This is a genomic window from Ideonella azotifigens, assembly GCF_021043325.1.
GTDB classification, from domain to species: Bacteria; Pseudomonadota; Gammaproteobacteria; order Burkholderiales; family Burkholderiaceae_C; genus Ideonella; species Ideonella azotifigens.
In genome coordinates this window covers 468518-483589 of sequence record NZ_JAJNKD010000002.1, presented here as the reverse complement: position 1 = coordinate 483589, position 15072 = coordinate 468518, and the positions used below count along the sequence as shown (strand labels likewise).

Below are 15072 nucleotides of genomic sequence, written 5' to 3'. Positions count from 1 at the left end.
ACATCGCCGCATGGCCAATCGACTCTCACAAATCGCCACCCGCACTGGCGACGACGGCACCACCGGGCTGGGCGACGGCCAGCGCGTGCCCAAGCACCACCTGCGCATTGCCGCCATGGGCGACGTGGACGAGCTCAACTCGCAGATCGGCGTGCTGCTGGCCGAACCGCTGCCGGACGACGTGCGCGAGCTGCTGGTCGTCGTCCAGCACGAGCTGTTCAACCTCGGCGGCGAGCTGTCCATTCCCGGCTACACCTTGCTGAAAGCCGAGGCGCTGGCCGGGCTGGACGCCGCCCTGGCGCACTACAACGCGGCCCTGCCGAGGCTGGCCGAGTTCATCCTGCCCGCGGGCACCCGCAGCGCGGCGCTGGCCCATGTGGCACGCACCATCGCGCGCCGCGCCGAGCGCGCGGTGGTGGCGCTGACCGCCCACGAGGCCGTCAACGACGCGCCGCGCCAGTACCTGAACCGCCTGTCTGACCTGATGTTCGTGCTGGCCCGTGTGCTGAACCGTGCCAACCTCGACGGCCTTGGCGGTGACGACGTCTATTGGCGCAGCGAGCGCCTGGCGCGCCAGCAGGCCGATGCGTTGCCGGAAGACGACGCGCCCACCGGCTGATCTGCCAAATCCTTCGCACACAACTGAGAGCGTGTGCTGACTTTCACGTTTGACCGACCTGTGTGGACCGCAGGCGTTAATCCGGTCCCCCTCTTGTCCGAAGTCCCGGACTGGAGCGGGCATCTGGCTTTGCCGTTCCTTGTGAACAAAAGGGATGGCGATGGCAAAGGACAAGGCCCGGCAAGGGCAGGGCGGCTGGCGAACGGGCGCTGCAGGCATGTGGACAGCCGCCGCAGTGGCGATGCTCAGCGCCTGTGGTGGTGGCGGTAGCGAGGTGGCGCGTGGCAGTGCGCTGGATTGGCGCACCGCATTGCCGGACAGCGGCGTCAGCGTTGGCCCGGCGGTCCAGGTCAGCCCGGATGCGGTGTATTTCCGCCCGTCGGATGTGGCGACACTGCGCCAGCTGGAAAGAGCCAGCGCGCATGTCGTCGCCAGCGCTGGCAAGGCGCAACGGCGCGCTGCCGCTGATCCGTCCGCCAGCGAGGTGGGCGTGCTGCTGTGGGGCCGGCCGATGGCCTGTGGCGGCACCGAAGGCGGGGCCGCAGGTGTCGCCGCGCCGAGCGACGCCAAGCTGCAAACCCTCTCCAGGCTGACCGGCCTGCCGTCGCAGCGCACGCCCGCCGCCACCCGCTGGAGCTCCGAGCCTGCGAACCACGACTGTGGCGCCGAGAAGGCCAGCGAGTCCGGCGCGACCGCCATCTACGTCGACACCCAAGAGGGCATCGGCGGCATCGGCATGGTCACGACCACCGGCTTCCAGGCCGATGGCAAGCGCGCTGCGCTGCGTCCCTTGGACGCCAATGGCGAGGACGGCTCGGGTGCCAACGCCGGTACCGCCGGCAGCGCGATGACTTTCCGGCCACCGCAGCGCCAGGCCGGCGGCACGCTGCCCTGGTCTGCCACCGGCGCCGCCGCACGCCTGCGCACCCGCCAGCAGGTCGCCTCGCTGACGCTGCGCCGTGGCACGCAAGCCACGGTGCAGGTCCGCCAGTTGCTGCGCGCGACCTTCGTCAATGCCGATTGCGTCAAGGACAAGCGGCCCGCCGCCTGCCAGCTGCAGTACGAACTCGACACCGTGCTCGCACGCTCGGAAGTCAACGGCAGCACCGCCCAGGATGCCTTCGAGCTGAACGGCCACGTCACGCTGGAACCGGCGCGCGGTGGCGCGGCGGTGGTGCGCGGTGGGCTGGGTGCGCCCGGCGAAACCACGCGCGAGCCACACAGTGGCCTGGCCCTGTTCACCTCGCAGGGCTCGGCCACCCAGCATGGCACCTTCGCGCCTCGCACCTTTGACGCGACCGTCAGCCTGGACCAGCTGCTCAACGCCGCCCGCATGGTCGCTGCGCAGCAGCTGGGCGTGGCGCCCAGCCAGCTCAGCAGCGAACAGATGAGCCAGCGATGGGGCAACCGCTGGGACGCACGCGACGCCTGGGTGCTGCAGTCGGCCGAAGTCGGCCAGGAGGTCTACAACCCGGACGATGCCGGCCGGGTCGAGATCGCCGGCGGCGTGCTGGACCTGTATGCCGGCTCGCAGGCGCTTCGATGAAGAGATTCCTCTTTTTAATGCGCCGCCTCAGCCCCGGCGTGCCTTCACCGCTTCGCTGAGCACACGCAGCACCTCGGCCGAGTCGTCCCAGCCAAGACAGGCGTCCGTGATGCTTTGGCCGTAGCAGAGCTGGCCCGCGTCGTCCTTGCCCGGCGTGAACTTCTGCGCGCCGGCCACCAGGTGGCTCTCGACCATCACACCGAAGATCTGCCGGCTGCCGGCGCTCAGCTGCGCGCCGATGTCGCGTGCCACGTCCAGCTGGCGCTGGTACTGCTTGCTCGAATTCGCGTGGCTGCAGTCCACCATCAGCGAAGGCGTCAGCTTGGCCGCTTCCAGCTCGCTGCAGGCCGACATCACGCTTTGCGCGTCATAGTTCGGCGCCTTGCCGCCGCGCAGGATGACGTGGCAATCCTGGTTGCCCTTGGTCTCGACAATCGCGACCTGGCCGTTCTTGTGCACCGACAGAAAATGGTGAGGCCGGGCGGCGGCCTGGATCGCATCGGTTGCGATCTTGATGTTGCCGTCGGTGCCGTTCTTGAAGCCGATCGGTGCGGACAGGCCCGAGGCCAGCTCGCGGTGCACCTGGCTTTCGGTCGTGCGCGCGCCGATGGCGCCCCACGAGATCAGGTCGCCGATGTACTGCGGGCTGATCGTGTCAAGGAACTCGCTGCCTGCCGGCATGCCCAGCCGGTTGATCTCGACCAGCAACTGGCGCGCCATGCGCAGCCCTTCGTCGATGCGGTAGCTCTCGTCCAGGTAGGGGTCGTTGATCAGCCCCTTCCAGCCAACAGTGGTACGCGGCTTCTCGAAGTAGACCCGCATCACGATCTCCAGCGTGTCCGCGTACTGCTGGCGCAGCGGCTGCAGCTTGCGCGCGTATTCCAGCGCGGCAGCCGGGTCATGGATCGAGCAGGGCCCGATCACCACCAGCAGCCGGTCGTCCTGACCCTTCATGATGCGCCGCACCGCCTGCCGGGTCGACTGGATCAGCCGCTCGGTCGGCGTGCCGGCAATGGGGAAGAAGCGGATCAGGTGCTCGGGTGGCGGCAAGGGCGTCACCTCCTGGATGCGCTGGTCATCGGTTTCACTGGTGCGCTCGCTCAGCACCAGCCCGCTGCGGGCTTCACTGCTCGACGGGGCGGAAAGGGGCTGGGGCGCGGTCGCCTTGGCATTCATCTGGGCTTCTCCTGGGGACAGTGGTGGCCCTTGGGCACCGGCGAAAAAAAACCGCCGGTGGGGCCGGCGGTTTTCTGGGGATGTTCGCTTGATGCTTCAGTCGCGCGCGATTGCCTCTCCAGCCGCCAGACGGGGCGAGAACCAAAAGTAGGCAAAAAAGAATCGCGGGGCGCTCATGACGCGATGAATGTAGCACGGGCGGGATTGGAAAGGAAAAGGGTATGCTTTGGTGCTTTACAAGGCCGCAACTTTCAAGCGGTCCATTGACGGGGAAATGAGGGGGGATGCATGCGACGCAGGACATGGTTGCAGCTCGCGGGTGTGGGCGCTGCTTTAATGGGTTGTGGTGGAAGTTCATCTGAGGGAGGGGACGGCGGTCCGGATCAAACTCCCAGTGACGGCGATTCCGGCGGGGAAAGTGGCCCACCGCCCAATGTGTTGATGATCGCCATTGACGATCTGAATGACTGGGTCGGATTTCTCAAAGGCCATCCCCAAGTCAAGACGCCCAACATGGATGCGCTGGCTGCACGTTCCACTGTGTTCGAGCGGGCCTATTGCAACGCGCCGACCTGCACTGGATCACGTGCCAGTGCACTGACCGGCCTGTCGGTGCAGTCAACAGGGGTTTGGGATCTCGACCAAACCTTCAGTACGGTGAATCCGGGCAAGCCGATGTTGTGGGGCATGCTGAACAATGCGGGCTACGCCACGCAGCTCTATGGCAAGGTTGATCACAACTTCACCCTGGGTTCGCAGCCGTTTCCTACGACCACTCCGTACGCCAACAAGGTGTGTCCAAGTGGCACAGGTGTAGGTGCTTTTGATTGGGGCCCGACCAGCGGCCCGGACTCAGACCATCCCGATTACCGCTTCGCCCAGCAGGGCATCGACTATCTGGCGTCGGCCAGTCGCAGCAGGCCCTTCTTTCTGGGGGTTGGGTTCGTGCGCACGCATGTTGGCTGGTACGTGCCCCAGCGCTTTTTCGACATGTACCCCAAAGAAGGACTGGCGCTCCCGGAGGCGCCCGCAGATGACCTGGACGACCTAGGGCCAGCGGGACGAGCGATCGCGCTGCAATGGAACTTCCATCAGTGCATTACCAAGCAGAACCTGTGGGCCGATGCTGTGCAAGCTTATCTGGCCAGCATTTCATGGGTGGATGAACAAATTGGCCGATTGATCGCGGCGCTGGACGCCAGCCCGCATGCGAACAACACCATGGTCGTGCTCTGGAGCGACCACGGTTTCCATCTGGGGGAGAAATTCCACTGGCACAAGGAGGCTCTGTGGGAGCGGTCCACGCATGTGCCTTTCCTGATGAGGCGCCCAGGTCAGGCCACTTCGGTCCGCCAGCGTGCGTGCGTCAGCCTGCGGGACATGGTGCCCACCCTGCTGGACTACTGCCGTGCCGCGCCGGCTTATCCGATGGATGGCGTCAGCCTGCGTCCCTTGATTGAGCAGCCATCGCGCAGTTGGGATGTGCCTGTGCTCACCACGCATGAGCAGTACGACCATGCCATACGCACGGACCAGTGGCGGTACATCCGCTACAGCGCTGGCGAGAGGGAGCTTTACGATGAATCCGTTGATCCTCACGAGTACAAGAATCTGGCGGGAGATGCGTCTCACGAGCCTTTGATGGCCCAGCTCGACGCGCTGATGCCGCCTCGCCCCGTGTAGTTCTTCCGCAATCCAGCCAAGTTTCGACACTTGCCCGACCAACTTTAGCGACAGAAAGCCACCAAACCGCCTGCACCTCCACTTCAAGACAAGTGCCCTGGCCACCGATGACCTTTGCAAGCGCGCCCCCTCATGGGTCGCGCTCCTGCAACGGAGTCAATCATGGTCAGCACGGTCGGAATCGGGAACAAGGAACACTCGCGCAAGCCTGCGCACAGCACGGGACTGGGTCTCGCCCTCCTGGTCAGCGGGTTGGTCGTGGGATGCGGTGGCGGTGGTGGCGACTCCGGGACGAGCGTGCCGGCCGAGCAGCCGCAGGGCGGCAGCCAGGCAGTCGCGCCAGAATTGACGATCGGTGCAGACAGCTTCTATTTCGCGCCCGGAGCAGCAAATGCGAGCGCGAGCTCACTGAACAAGGTGGCCGGTGGCACGGCATTGGCCGCCTTCTGGGATCCCAACGACGGCAACACGGCGCTGTCGCCTGGCATGAAGATTTTCTTCTTCGGCCAGGCGCAGGGCTGCACGGCTGGTTCGCAAGGCCCGCTGGATTCGTTCAGCGACACTCGGCTCGCCGATGTTTCAGGCCTGACCGGTGTGCCGGCCGATGCCGCGGGCGCCGAGTTGCGTTGGGTTCCTTCTGCCAACACCTCGGCTTGTGATGCCGCCTCGCGTGCCAAGCGAGGCGCCTCCAGCGCCTTCCTGAATGCGTCTGATGCCAACGGCGCAATGGCCTTGTTGACCAGCTCAGGTATTCAGAGCGACGGTCAGGCCAGCTTCTTCGGCCCGTATTCCAGCAGCGGCCAGAACGGCAAGGGCGACAACGCCTACATCACGGGCACGTTTGTGAACTTCCGCCATGCAGCCTGGCTGGCTGATCCGCTGCAGCCTTGGCTCAACGGCACCAAGGCACGTCTGCGCAGCGAACAGGGGCTGACCACCGCCAGCGTCGAGGGTGGCCGGGCGATGGCCCAGGTCAAGCAGCAGATGATGGCCACGTTCTACAACCACAAGTGCCGGCAGGACGAGGCCACCAATCCTTGCCAGATCCAGTACCTGATGGACACAGCGATCATGCGCACCGGCGTGAGCAACTGGTCAGGCGAATCGTGGTTCGTGAACGCCAAGGTATGGGGCGATCCCGTCCAGGGCGGCATTCCCATCGTCAGCGGGCCGATCTACGGCAACGGTGTGACCACCAGTGATTCAGAGCGTGGGCTCGCACTGTGGACCTCGCAAGGTGCAGCGTCCCAACATGCAACGTTTGCCGCCAAGACTTTCGACGTGACGATCAGCTTTGATCAGCTGATGAATGTCTTGCGCATCACCACCGGCCGCGCCGTGAACAAGGCCCCCAGCGCCGTCTCCGATGCCGAGATCGCCTCGCTGTGGGGCAGCGCGTGGAACGATGCCAGTGCCTGGGCCTTGCTTTCGACCGACGTCGCGCAGGAGGTCTACAACCCGGACAGCAACTTTCGGGCGGAGATCGGCGGCGGCTTCAAGAGCCTGTTCGTGGGACCGCAGTGACGGTCAATGGCACTGCCTGACGCCAGTCAGGCAAATGGCGATCCATCACCGTGCCCATGGCAAGCGGGTCTGCAATGCAGGCCCGTTCTGCATTGTTGGCGATCTGGGTGTCGAGCCTGGCCTGCAGCGCCTGCGACCCACCCTGCTCAAGCAGCCGGTAAAGGTTCATCCAATGGTCGCCACCCACGGCGACCAGTCCTTGCTCGCGTGCCGCCTTCACGGCCTGCGCACCACTGATCACCTTGCGTTCGAACTGGGCTCGCGTGCGCATCGGGAACTCGCGCATCGTCAAGCCTGGCAAAGAGGTATAGCTAGCACGGGCGTAGTGGCCGGCTTCCAGCAACTTGTGATTGCCCTGCGCGATCTCCATGCCAACGCGCGCCCGCACGATCACCTTGGCGGAGACGTGCGACAGCGGCTGTCGGTGGGTCAGTCGGTAGAAGAAGTGGTCCACATCTTCTACCGCATCGCCGGGCGTCAACGCATAGATGCTCTTGGGCAGCGCCACGGCATCGATCTCGGCAGGCACAGCCTCCAGCATTTCGCGCAGCGGTCGGTCGCTGCAGACGAACTCGTCCGCGTCTACAAGGATCAGCCACTCCAGCTCGGGCCACAGGGATTTGAGGTACCAGCAGGCGCCGGACACCTTGCGGCCCTGGAAGTGGGCCATCACGGTGTCTTTGAGCGTGAGCACGGTGACATCGGCGAAGGCTTGCTGGAACAGTTGCAGCAGTGCCGGCGTGCGATCGGTGGACAGATTGTCGATGACAAAGAACCGACGCACCCCCATCGCGTAGTGCCAGACCAAGTTGAACAGCAGGATGTCCTGCTCGTCCTTCACCATGGTTACGTAGCCCAGTCCTTGCCATGCCGGCGAGTCTGACATCAGGGGCGAGGCGGCGCGATCCGGGCCCGCGCTGACCAAGTACTCAGCCAGCGAGAAGTCACGTGAATTGAAGGGCTTCGCTGACGGGAATTCGAGGATCGTGTCGTAGCGGCGCAAGTCCAACAAGGTTGCGATCATGCGATAGGCCACCACCGGATGCTCGCGCTCGCGGAAGGTTGCCATCAGCAACTCACCAGCGGCCTGTGCTTGCCCGGCCTTTTTCAGGTCCCGGACCTTGTCGAAAATGCCGCCGAGGCCGAGGAAGGGCTGTTCGACTTCGGCCGAGTGCGCTTCAGCCTTGGTTGCAGCAGGCTGAGGCACGACCTCTGCGGCTTTACGCTCGCTGGTCGTTTCGTTCTTGTCGCGCTTTTGACGCGAACCGTTCAGGAAGGAAAACATCGATCGCAGCAGTCAAACCGGGCAACAGCAATCCTGCTGACCCGGCAGGGAAGATGAGGAGGATGGCTCGCTCAAGCAGTGCCACCCACCGTCAACCCATCAATCCTCAACGTCGGCTGCCCAACCCCCACCGGCACGCTCTGGCCTTCCTTGCCGCAGGTGCCGACGCCGGTGTCGAGTTCGAGGTCGTTGCCGATCATGCTGATTCGGGTCATGGCGTCGGGGCCGTTGCCGATCAGGGTGGCACCCTTGACGGGGTAGAGGATCTTGCCGTTTTCGACCCAGAAGGCTTCGGAGGCGGAGAAGACGAACTTGCCGCTGGTGATGTCGACTTGGCCGCCGCCGAAGTTGGTGGCGTAGAGGCCGCGCTTGATGCTGGCGATGATCTCTTCCTTGGGCTTGTCGCCGGCCAGCATGTAGGTGTTGGTCATGCGCGGCATCGGCACGTGGGCGTAGCTTTCGCGGCGGCCGTTGCCGGTGGGCTTCACACCGGACAGGCGGGCGTTCATGCTGTCCTGGATGTAGCCGCGCAGGATGCCGTCTTCGATCAGCACGTTGCGCTGGGTCGGGTTGCCTTCGTCGTCGACGTTCAGCGAGCCGCGGCGGTCAGTCAGCGTGCCGTCGTCCAGCACGGTGACGCCCTTGGAGGCGACACGTTCGCCAATGCGGCCGGAGAAGGTGGACGCGCCCTTGCGGTTGAAGTCACCTTCCAGTCCGTGGCCGACGGCTTCGTGCAGCATCACGCCGGGCCAGCCGGACCCCAGCACGACGGTCATCATGCCTGCCGGTGCGGGGCGGGAGTCCAGGTTGGTCAGTGCCGCGTTGACGGCCTGGTCCACGTATTCGTTGAGCTGGGATTCCTGAAAGTAGCCCAGGCCGAAGCGGCCGCCGCCGCCGCCGGAGCCGACTTCGCGGCGGCCGTTCTGCTCGGCAATGACGGTGACCGACAGGCGCACCAGCGGGCGCACGTCGGCGGCGCGGGTGCCATCGGCGCGTGCCACCATCACCACGTCGTATTCAGCGGCCAGGCCGGCCATGACCTGTACCACGCGCGGGTCGCGGGCGCGGGCCATCCTCTCGACGCGCTCCAGCAGCGCCACTTTCTGCGTGCTGTCCAGCGTTGCGATCGGGTCCAGCGGCGCGTAGAGCAAACGGCTCTTTGCGATTTGCGGCTTGCGGTCCAGCTTGACGCGGCGGCTCTGGCCGGCTGCAGCGATGCTGCGCACGGTGCGCGCGGCATCCAGCAGCGCGGCTTCGGAAATGTCGTCCGAATAGGCGAATGCGGTTTTCTCGCCGGCGATGGCGCGCACGCCCACGCCCTGGTCGATCGAGAAGCTGCCGCTCTTGACGATGCCTTCTTCCAGGCTCCAGCCTTCGTGGCGGGTGTACTGGAAATAGAGATCCGCGTCGTCCACCCGGTGTTCACCGATGGTGGCCAGGGCGCGGGACAGGCTGGCTTCCGTCAGCTGGTAAGGGTCCAGCAGCAGGCTTTGGGCCACGGCAAGCCGTTCGAGGGTGGGTTCGCGCGAGATCATGTTTTTGATTGTAGGAGTGCGCCTGCAGCCTGTGGGGCGTTACATGCATTGACCATTCGATGTCATCTCACGCAGCATGGGATGCGTTGTGCTTCACATCCGGCGACACAAGCAACCCCACCCACCGGCGCCGGCCTGTTTGTCTCACCCAAATCGAAGGAGCGATCCCATGTTCAAGCTGCAAACCACCTCTGCACTGGCGCTGGCCAGCATCCTGTCCCTGGCCAGCGTGGCGGCCTCCGCGCAAACCGCGACCCCGGTCGAGCGCGGCGCCAGCACGCCGCACATTGCGCAAAAGCAGGACCGCCAGCAACAGCGCATCGACAAAGCCGCCGCCAGCGGTGGCCTGAATGCTGCCGAAACCAACCGCCTGGACAAGCAGGAAACGCACATCAGCAACCTGCAAGACAAGGCTGCTGCCGATGGCACGGTGACCGCCAAGGAGCGCAGCCGCGTGCGTTCGGCCGAGCGCCGCACCAACCGCCACATTGCCCGTCAGGCGCATGACGGCCAGACCACTGCGCCGACGACCACCCCGCAACAGTGATCGTCCAAGGTGTGTGCAGGTCACCTGCCGGCGCGTGCTGACTGAGCCCCAGCGCGCGGCCCGCAGGTCAGGCCTGGAGCCCCTGGTTGATCACGCTGCAGCCCGCCCTGGCCTTGTGCCCCGGCGGGCTTTCTTTTTCCGACGACAGGTTTTCAGTCTTGCCCGGACGCGGCTTCTTCATCGCCACCGGCGCTGCGAAGCTGCAGCGCCAGCGTGTAGAGCGCATTGCGTGGCGCACCGCTCAGCTCGGCGGCCAGCGCTACGGCCTGTTTCAGTGGCAACTCTCTCAGCAGCACCTTCAGTTGGCGCTTGGCATCGCTGGGCAGGCCATCGTCGCCGTCTTGCTGCACGGCCGGCGGCAACGGGTGCAGCACCAACGCAAACTCGCCCTTGAGACGCTGCGCGTCCGCCGCGAGCCAGGCCGGCAACGCGGCTGCGGGTGCGCTGTGAACCTGCTCGAACTGCTTGGTCAGCTCGCGGCACAAGGTGACCTTGCGCTCCGCGCAGCGCTCAGCCAGCGCCGCCACCAGGTTTTCGATGCGGTGCGGTGCTTCGAACAGCACCGTCGCGCCTGTTTGCTGCAGCAGCGCGTCCAGTGCCACCTGGCGCTCGCCGCCCTTGGCCGGCAGGAAGCCGGTGAAGTGAAATCCCACTGCGCCGCTGTGGCCCGCCAGGCAACCGGCGGCGCTCAAGGCGGTCACCACGCTGCTGGCGCCCGGCAGCGGCATCACGCGGTAGCCGGCGGCCTGCGCCTGCGCCACCAGCACCGCGCCAGGGTCGGACACGGCTGGCGTGCCGGCGTCGCTGACATAGGCCACCCGCTCGCCGCGCGCCAGCCGTTCCAGGACCTTGGCCGCGGCGCTCTGTTCGTTGTGCTCATGCAGCGCGATCAGCGGCTTGTCCAGCCCGAGGTGGCGCAACAGCCCGCCGCTGACCCGCGTATCCTCGCAGGCCACGGCGTCTGCCAGCGCCAGCGTGTGTACCGCGCGCAGGCTGAAGTCGGCCAGGTTGCCAATGGGCGTGGCCACCACGTACAGCGTGCTGGCCGGAAAGCTCTGGCTGCCGGCGGCGGCGGCTGCGGCTTGCAGCAAATGGGCGGAAGAGGAGGAGGCGGACATGGGTCTCTGGAAACGCGCTGCGGTGGCGGTGCCGGCAGCCGCGGCCGTGGGCACCGAGGGCGAAGTGCCCGCCGGCATGCAAGCCGAGGACCAGGCCCTGGCGCATTTACAGCGCCATGGCCTGAAGCTGGTCGAGCGCAATTATCGGCTGGCCCGTGGCCCGTCGCGCCGGGCTGGCGAGATCGACCTGATCCTGCGCGACCGCGACGGCACGCTGGTCTTCGTCGAGGTGCGGGCGCGCCGCGGCAGCGCGCATGGCGGCGCGGCGGCCAGCGTGACGCGCAGCAAGCAGCAAAAGCTCATCTATGCAGCGCGCGCCTACCTGATGCAGTTCGCCACGCTGCCACCGTGCCGTTTCGATGTGGTGGCGATCGACGATGGCCGCATCGAGTGGCTGAAAGCCGCCTTCGACGCCGCGTGAATCGCTGGCTCGCCGTCATCCGCACGGAACTCCTGGCGCCGGCCAGCACCCAAGCGGTAGCCCGGATCGCGTCACAGCCGCGGCTTATCATCGGCGCCCATGCTTGAAGCCCGCATCCAGCACCATTTCTTCGAGACCGCCGACCTGCTCAACCAGGTTGCCGAAGCCCTCTCCCGCCCCATTTCCGAGGCTGCGCAAGCTGCAGTCGGCTGCCTCACCGCTGGCGGCAAGCTGCTGGCCTGCGGCCAAGGGGCCGACGCCGACCTGGCCCAGTGGCTGTGCGCCGCGCTGATGCTGCGTTTCGAGCGCGAGCGGCCCTCGCTGGCGGCCGTGGCCCTGGGCCCGGCGCTGGCCAGGCCGCTGGGCGGCCAGGCCGGCCCGGCGCCGGAGTTGCTGCTGGCCACGCAGATCAGTGCCTTGGGCCAACCCGGCGACCTGCTGGTGGTGTTCGCCGGCCTGCTGTCCACCGACCCTGCCCTGCATGCTGCCGTGCAGGCCGCGCATGACAAGGACATGAGCGTGCTGCTGCTGACCGGCGGCGATCCTGGCCCCTGGCCGGACCGGCTGGCCGAGACCGACGTCTGGATTCCGGTGGCCAGCCCTCGCGCGCCGCGGGTGCGCGAACTGCACCTGATGGCGCTGCACGCACTGTGCGACGCGATCGACATTCAACTGCTGGGCGAGGACGGGCCGGCCTGAGCCGCGCCCCCGTCGCCTGATCCCGGGCCTGCTTCGGCCTGTCAGAAACCGAGTTCACATGCCTGCTGTTTTCACTCCTCGCCGCCTCGCTTCCCTTGCCACGCTGCTGGCCGCCACCACGCTGGCCGGTGCCGGCCTCAGCGCCTGCGTGCCGCTGATGCTGGGCGGCGCCGCTGGCGGCGTGCTGCTGTACACCGACCGCCGCACCTCCGGCGCGCAAGTGGAAGACGCCGCCATCGAGTCCAAGGCCGCGCGCAAGGTCAGCGCGGTGCTGGGCGACCGCGGCCACGTGGGTGTGGTCAGCTACAACCGCTGGGTACTGTTGACCGGCGAAGTGCCGAACGAGGCTGATCGTGCTGCGCTGGAGCAGGCGGTGGCCGGCATCGAGAACGTGCGCTCGGTGACGAACGAAACCGCGGTGATGGGCAGCAGCTCGCTGACCTCACGCTCGAACGACCTGATTGTCACCAGCAAGGTCAAGGCGACCTTCGTCGACGCGGGCGACGTGCAAGCGAATGCCTTCAAGGTCGTCACCGAGCGCGGCATCGTCTACCTGATGGGCCGCGTCACCACCGAGGAAAGCGACCGCGCGGCCAACCTGGCGCGCGCGATCAATGGCGTGCAAAAAGTCGTGAAGGTCACCGAGACCATCACCGAAGAAGAACGCAAAGCGCTGCAGGCGCGCTGAGCGCTGCCGCCGCTGCAGCAACTGGGAATCGCTCAGCTGCGCAGCCGGCGGATCAGGCTGGAAGTGTCCCAGCGGTTGCCGCCCAGCGCCTGCACGTCGGCGTAGAACTGGTCCACCAGCGCCGTCACCGGCAGCCTGGCGCCGTTGCGCCGGGCTTCGTCCAGCACCAGGCCCAGGTCCTTGCGCATCCAGTCGACCGCAAAGCCGAACTCGAACTGGCCGTCGACCATGGTCTTGCCGCGGTTGTCCATCTGCCAGCTCTGCGCCGCACCCTTGCCGATCACGTCCAGCACCTGCTTCATGTCGAGCCCGGCCTGCTGGCCGAAGGCAATCGCCTCGGACAAGCCTTGCACCACGCCGGCGATGCAGATCTGGTTGACCATCTTGGCCAGCTGACCGGCACCGACTTCGCCGACGCGGGTCACCGCGCGCGAGTAGGCCATCGCCACCGGTTGCATCGCATCGAACGGCCCGGCATCGCCTCCGCACATCACCGTCAGCATGCCATTGACCGCGCCCGCCTGGCCGCCAGAGACCGGCGCGTCGACAAACTGCAGGCCCAACCCGCGCGCCGCTCGGTGCAGCTCGCGCGCCACCTCGGCCGAGGCGGTCGTGTGGTCCACGAACACCGCGCCTTCGGCCATGCCGGCGAATGCGCCGTCCGCGCCCAGCGTGACCGAGCGCAGGTCGTCGTCATTGCCCACGCAGCAGAACACGAACGTCGCGCCGGCCGCCGCTTCGCGCGGCGTGGGTGCACTGCGGCCACCGTATTCCGCCACCCAGGCTGCCGCCTTGGCCGCACTGCGGTTGTAGACCGTGACCTGGTGGCCGGCGCGTTGCAGGTGACCTGCCATCGGATGACCCATCACGCCCAAGCCGATGAAGGCGACGGTTTGCGACGGGGTGGCTTCGTAGGTCTTCGTCATAAGGGTGGCCCAAAGGGGCGCTCCGAAGGAGCTGCCCGGTTTTGCGTCAAGTGGCGTGCGCGGATCCGGCTTTGCCGGTCCGCTGCGCGAGCCCCCTTTGGGGGGCAGCGACCGGCAGGGAGCCTGGGGGCTCAAACAATCGTCAAATGTTCGGTGCCGGCAGACAGGTCGCTGACCCGGGCGCGGCTGCTGTTGAGCTTGATGTTCAGCCGCAGGTCGTTGACCGAGTCGGCGTTGCGCAGCGCGTCTTCGTAGTTCACCGCGTGGGCCTCGTACAGGTCGAACAGCGCCTGGTCGAAGGTCTGCATGCCCAGCTCGCGCGAGCGCTTCATCAGCTCCTTCAGCTCGCCCACCTGGCCCTTGAAGATCAGGTCTGCCATCAGCGGCGTGTTCAGCATGATCTCGACCGCGGCGACCCGGCCCTTGCCTTCCTGGCGCGGGATCAGCCGCTGCGAGACCATGGCCTTCAGGTTCAGCGACAGGTCCATCAGCAACTGGTCGCGCCGCTCTTCGGGGAAGAAGTTGATGATGCGGTCCAGCGCCTGGTTGGCGCTGTTGGCGTGCAGCGTGGCCATGCACAGGTGGCCGGTCTCGGAGAAGGCGACCGCCAGCTCCATGGTCTTGCGGTCGCGGATTTCGCCCATCAGGATCACGTCCGGCGCCTGGCGCAGGCAGTTCTTCAGCGCGACTTCCCAGTCGTTGGTGTCGATGCCGACCTCGCGCTGCGTGATGATGCAGTTCTTGTGCGGGTGCACGAACTCGACCGGGTCTTCGATGGTGATGATGTGGTCGTAGGCATTTTCATTGCGCCAGTCCACCATCGCCGCCAGCGAGGTGCTCTTGCCCGAGCCGGTGGCGCCGACCATGATGACCAGCCCGCGCTTGGTCATCGAAACTTCCTTCAGCACCCGCGGCAGGCTCAGCTCGTCGATGGTCGGCAAATGCGCCGGAATCGTCCGCAGCACCATGCCCACATGGCCTTGCTGCAGGAAGGTGTTGACCCGGAATCGGCCAATGCCTTGCGGCGAGATCGCGAAGTTGCACTCCTTGTCGCGCTCGAAGTCCGCCGCCTGCTTGTCGTTCATGATGGCGCGCGCCAGCGCCAGCGTGTGCGAGCCGGTCAGCGGTTGCGGCGAGACCTTGGTGACCTTGCCGTCGACCTTGATCGCCGGCGGGAAGTCGGCGGTCAGGAACAAGTCCGAGCCATTGCGGGTGACCAGCAGGCGCAGCAGGTCGCTGACGAATTTCGAGGCCTGATCGCGTTCCATGGGGCAGGGTCTTTCGAGGCAAGAGGAAAAGTCGAGT

General features: G+C 66.3%; 14 protein-coding genes. 8 read left to right on the top strand and 6 right to left on the bottom strand.

Going from position 1 to position 15072, the window contains the following annotated elements; translation table 11 throughout:
• Nucleotides 1-10 precede the first annotated feature (10 nt).
• Together LRH25_RS06820 and LRH25_RS06815 are read left to right on the top strand one after the other, a co-directional pair.
• Complete coding sequence (locus LRH25_RS06820) at nucleotides 11-619, top strand: cob(I)yrinic acid a,c-diamide adenosyltransferase (protein ID WP_231010532.1); 609 nt, start codon at nucleotides 11-13, stop codon at nucleotides 617-619.
• A 160-nt stretch (nucleotides 620-779) separates the two neighbouring features.
• Nucleotides 780-2165 carry a hypothetical protein gene (locus LRH25_RS06815; protein ID WP_231010531.1) on the top strand — a complete coding sequence of 462 codons (1386 nt, stop codon included), beginning with the start codon at nucleotides 780-782 and terminating at the stop codon, nucleotides 2163-2165.
• Nucleotides 2166-2192: 27 nt separating this feature from the next.
• Here LRH25_RS06815 and LRH25_RS06810 read toward each other — a convergent pair whose 3' ends face one another.
• Nucleotides 2193-3341: a 3-deoxy-7-phosphoheptulonate synthase gene (locus tag LRH25_RS06810; RefSeq protein WP_141287861.1), complete on the bottom strand. Its 1149-nt coding sequence runs from the start codon at nucleotides 3339-3341 to the stop codon at nucleotides 2193-2195.
• A 441-nt stretch (nucleotides 3342-3782) separates the two neighbouring features.
• Here LRH25_RS06810 and LRH25_RS06805 point away from each other — a divergent pair, with 441 nt between their 5' ends.
• Both LRH25_RS06805 and LRH25_RS06800 read left to right on the top strand, forming a co-directional pair.
• Nucleotides 3783-5024 carry a sulfatase gene (locus LRH25_RS06805; protein ID WP_170200873.1) on the top strand — a complete coding sequence of 414 codons (1242 nt, stop codon included), beginning with the start codon at nucleotides 3783-3785 and terminating at the stop codon, nucleotides 5022-5024.
• Between the two features lie 162 nt (nucleotides 5025-5186).
• Complete coding sequence (locus LRH25_RS06800; RefSeq protein WP_141287859.1) at nucleotides 5187-6548, top strand: hypothetical protein; 1362 nt, start codon at nucleotides 5187-5189, stop codon at nucleotides 6546-6548.
• On the opposite strand, the gene LRH25_RS06795 is transcribed toward LRH25_RS06800, so the two are convergent.
• Both LRH25_RS06795 and tldD read right to left on the bottom strand, forming a co-directional pair.
• Nucleotides 6520-7833, bottom strand: a complete 1314-nt coding sequence (locus tag LRH25_RS06795; protein ID WP_141287858.1) for a glycosyltransferase family 2 protein — start codon at nucleotides 7831-7833, stop codon at nucleotides 6520-6522. The genes LRH25_RS06800 and LRH25_RS06795 overlap by 29 nt on opposite strands.
• Before the next feature lie 71 nt (nucleotides 7834-7904).
• Nucleotides 7905-9368, bottom strand: coding sequence for a metalloprotease TldD (gene tldD, locus LRH25_RS06790; RefSeq protein WP_141287857.1), 1464 nt, complete (start codon nucleotides 9366-9368; stop codon nucleotides 7905-7907).
• A 169-nt stretch (nucleotides 9369-9537) separates the two neighbouring features.
• Between tldD and LRH25_RS06785 the strand changes: the two genes are divergently transcribed.
• Entirely contained in the window at nucleotides 9538-9915 is a 378-nt protein-coding gene (locus tag LRH25_RS06785; RefSeq protein ID WP_141287856.1) for a hypothetical protein, read from the top strand.
• A gap of 152 nt (nucleotides 9916-10067) precedes the next feature.
• Here the strand turns inward: LRH25_RS06785 and rsmI are convergent, their stop codons facing one another.
• The gene (rsmI, locus tag LRH25_RS06780) at nucleotides 10068-11033 is read right to left on the bottom strand and encodes a 16S rRNA (cytidine(1402)-2'-O)-methyltransferase (RefSeq protein ID WP_231010530.1); all 966 of its coding nucleotides are present in this window, start codon (nucleotides 11031-11033) and stop codon (nucleotides 10068-10070) included.
• On the opposite strand from rsmI, the gene LRH25_RS06775 reads away from it, so the two are divergent.
• The 3 genes from LRH25_RS06775 to LRH25_RS06765 all read left to right on the top strand — a co-directional run bounded on the left by LRH25_RS06775 (nucleotide 11032) and on the right by LRH25_RS06765 (nucleotide 12841).
• Complete coding sequence (locus LRH25_RS06775) at nucleotides 11032-11454, top strand: YraN family protein (RefSeq protein WP_375142159.1); 423 nt, start codon at nucleotides 11032-11034, stop codon at nucleotides 11452-11454. The two genes, rsmI and LRH25_RS06775, sit on opposite strands and share 2 nt — an antisense overlap.
• A 99-nt stretch (nucleotides 11455-11553) precedes the next feature.
• Nucleotides 11554-12153: an SIS domain-containing protein gene (locus LRH25_RS06770; protein WP_231010529.1), complete on the top strand. Its 600-nt coding sequence runs from the start codon at nucleotides 11554-11556 to the stop codon at nucleotides 12151-12153.
• 58 nt (nucleotides 12154-12211) lie between these two features.
• Nucleotides 12212-12841 (top strand): BON domain-containing protein, encoded by a 630-nt coding sequence (locus LRH25_RS06765; RefSeq protein ID WP_141288136.1) that lies wholly within the window; start codon nucleotides 12212-12214, stop codon nucleotides 12839-12841.
• Between the two features lie 32 nt (nucleotides 12842-12873).
• Here LRH25_RS06765 and LRH25_RS06760 read toward each other — a convergent pair whose 3' ends face one another.
• Both LRH25_RS06760 and LRH25_RS06755 read right to left on the bottom strand, forming a co-directional pair.
• On the bottom strand, nucleotides 12874-13767 hold the full coding sequence (locus tag LRH25_RS06760) for an NAD(P)-dependent oxidoreductase (RefSeq protein ID WP_141288135.1): 894 nt from the start codon (nucleotides 13765-13767) through the stop codon (nucleotides 12874-12876).
• Nucleotides 13768-13898: 131 nt separating this feature from the next.
• The gene (locus tag LRH25_RS06755) at nucleotides 13899-15035 is read right to left on the bottom strand and encodes a PilT/PilU family type 4a pilus ATPase (RefSeq protein WP_141288134.1); all 1137 of its coding nucleotides are present in this window, start codon (nucleotides 15033-15035) and stop codon (nucleotides 13899-13901) included.
• Nucleotides 15036-15072 lie beyond the last annotated feature (37 nt).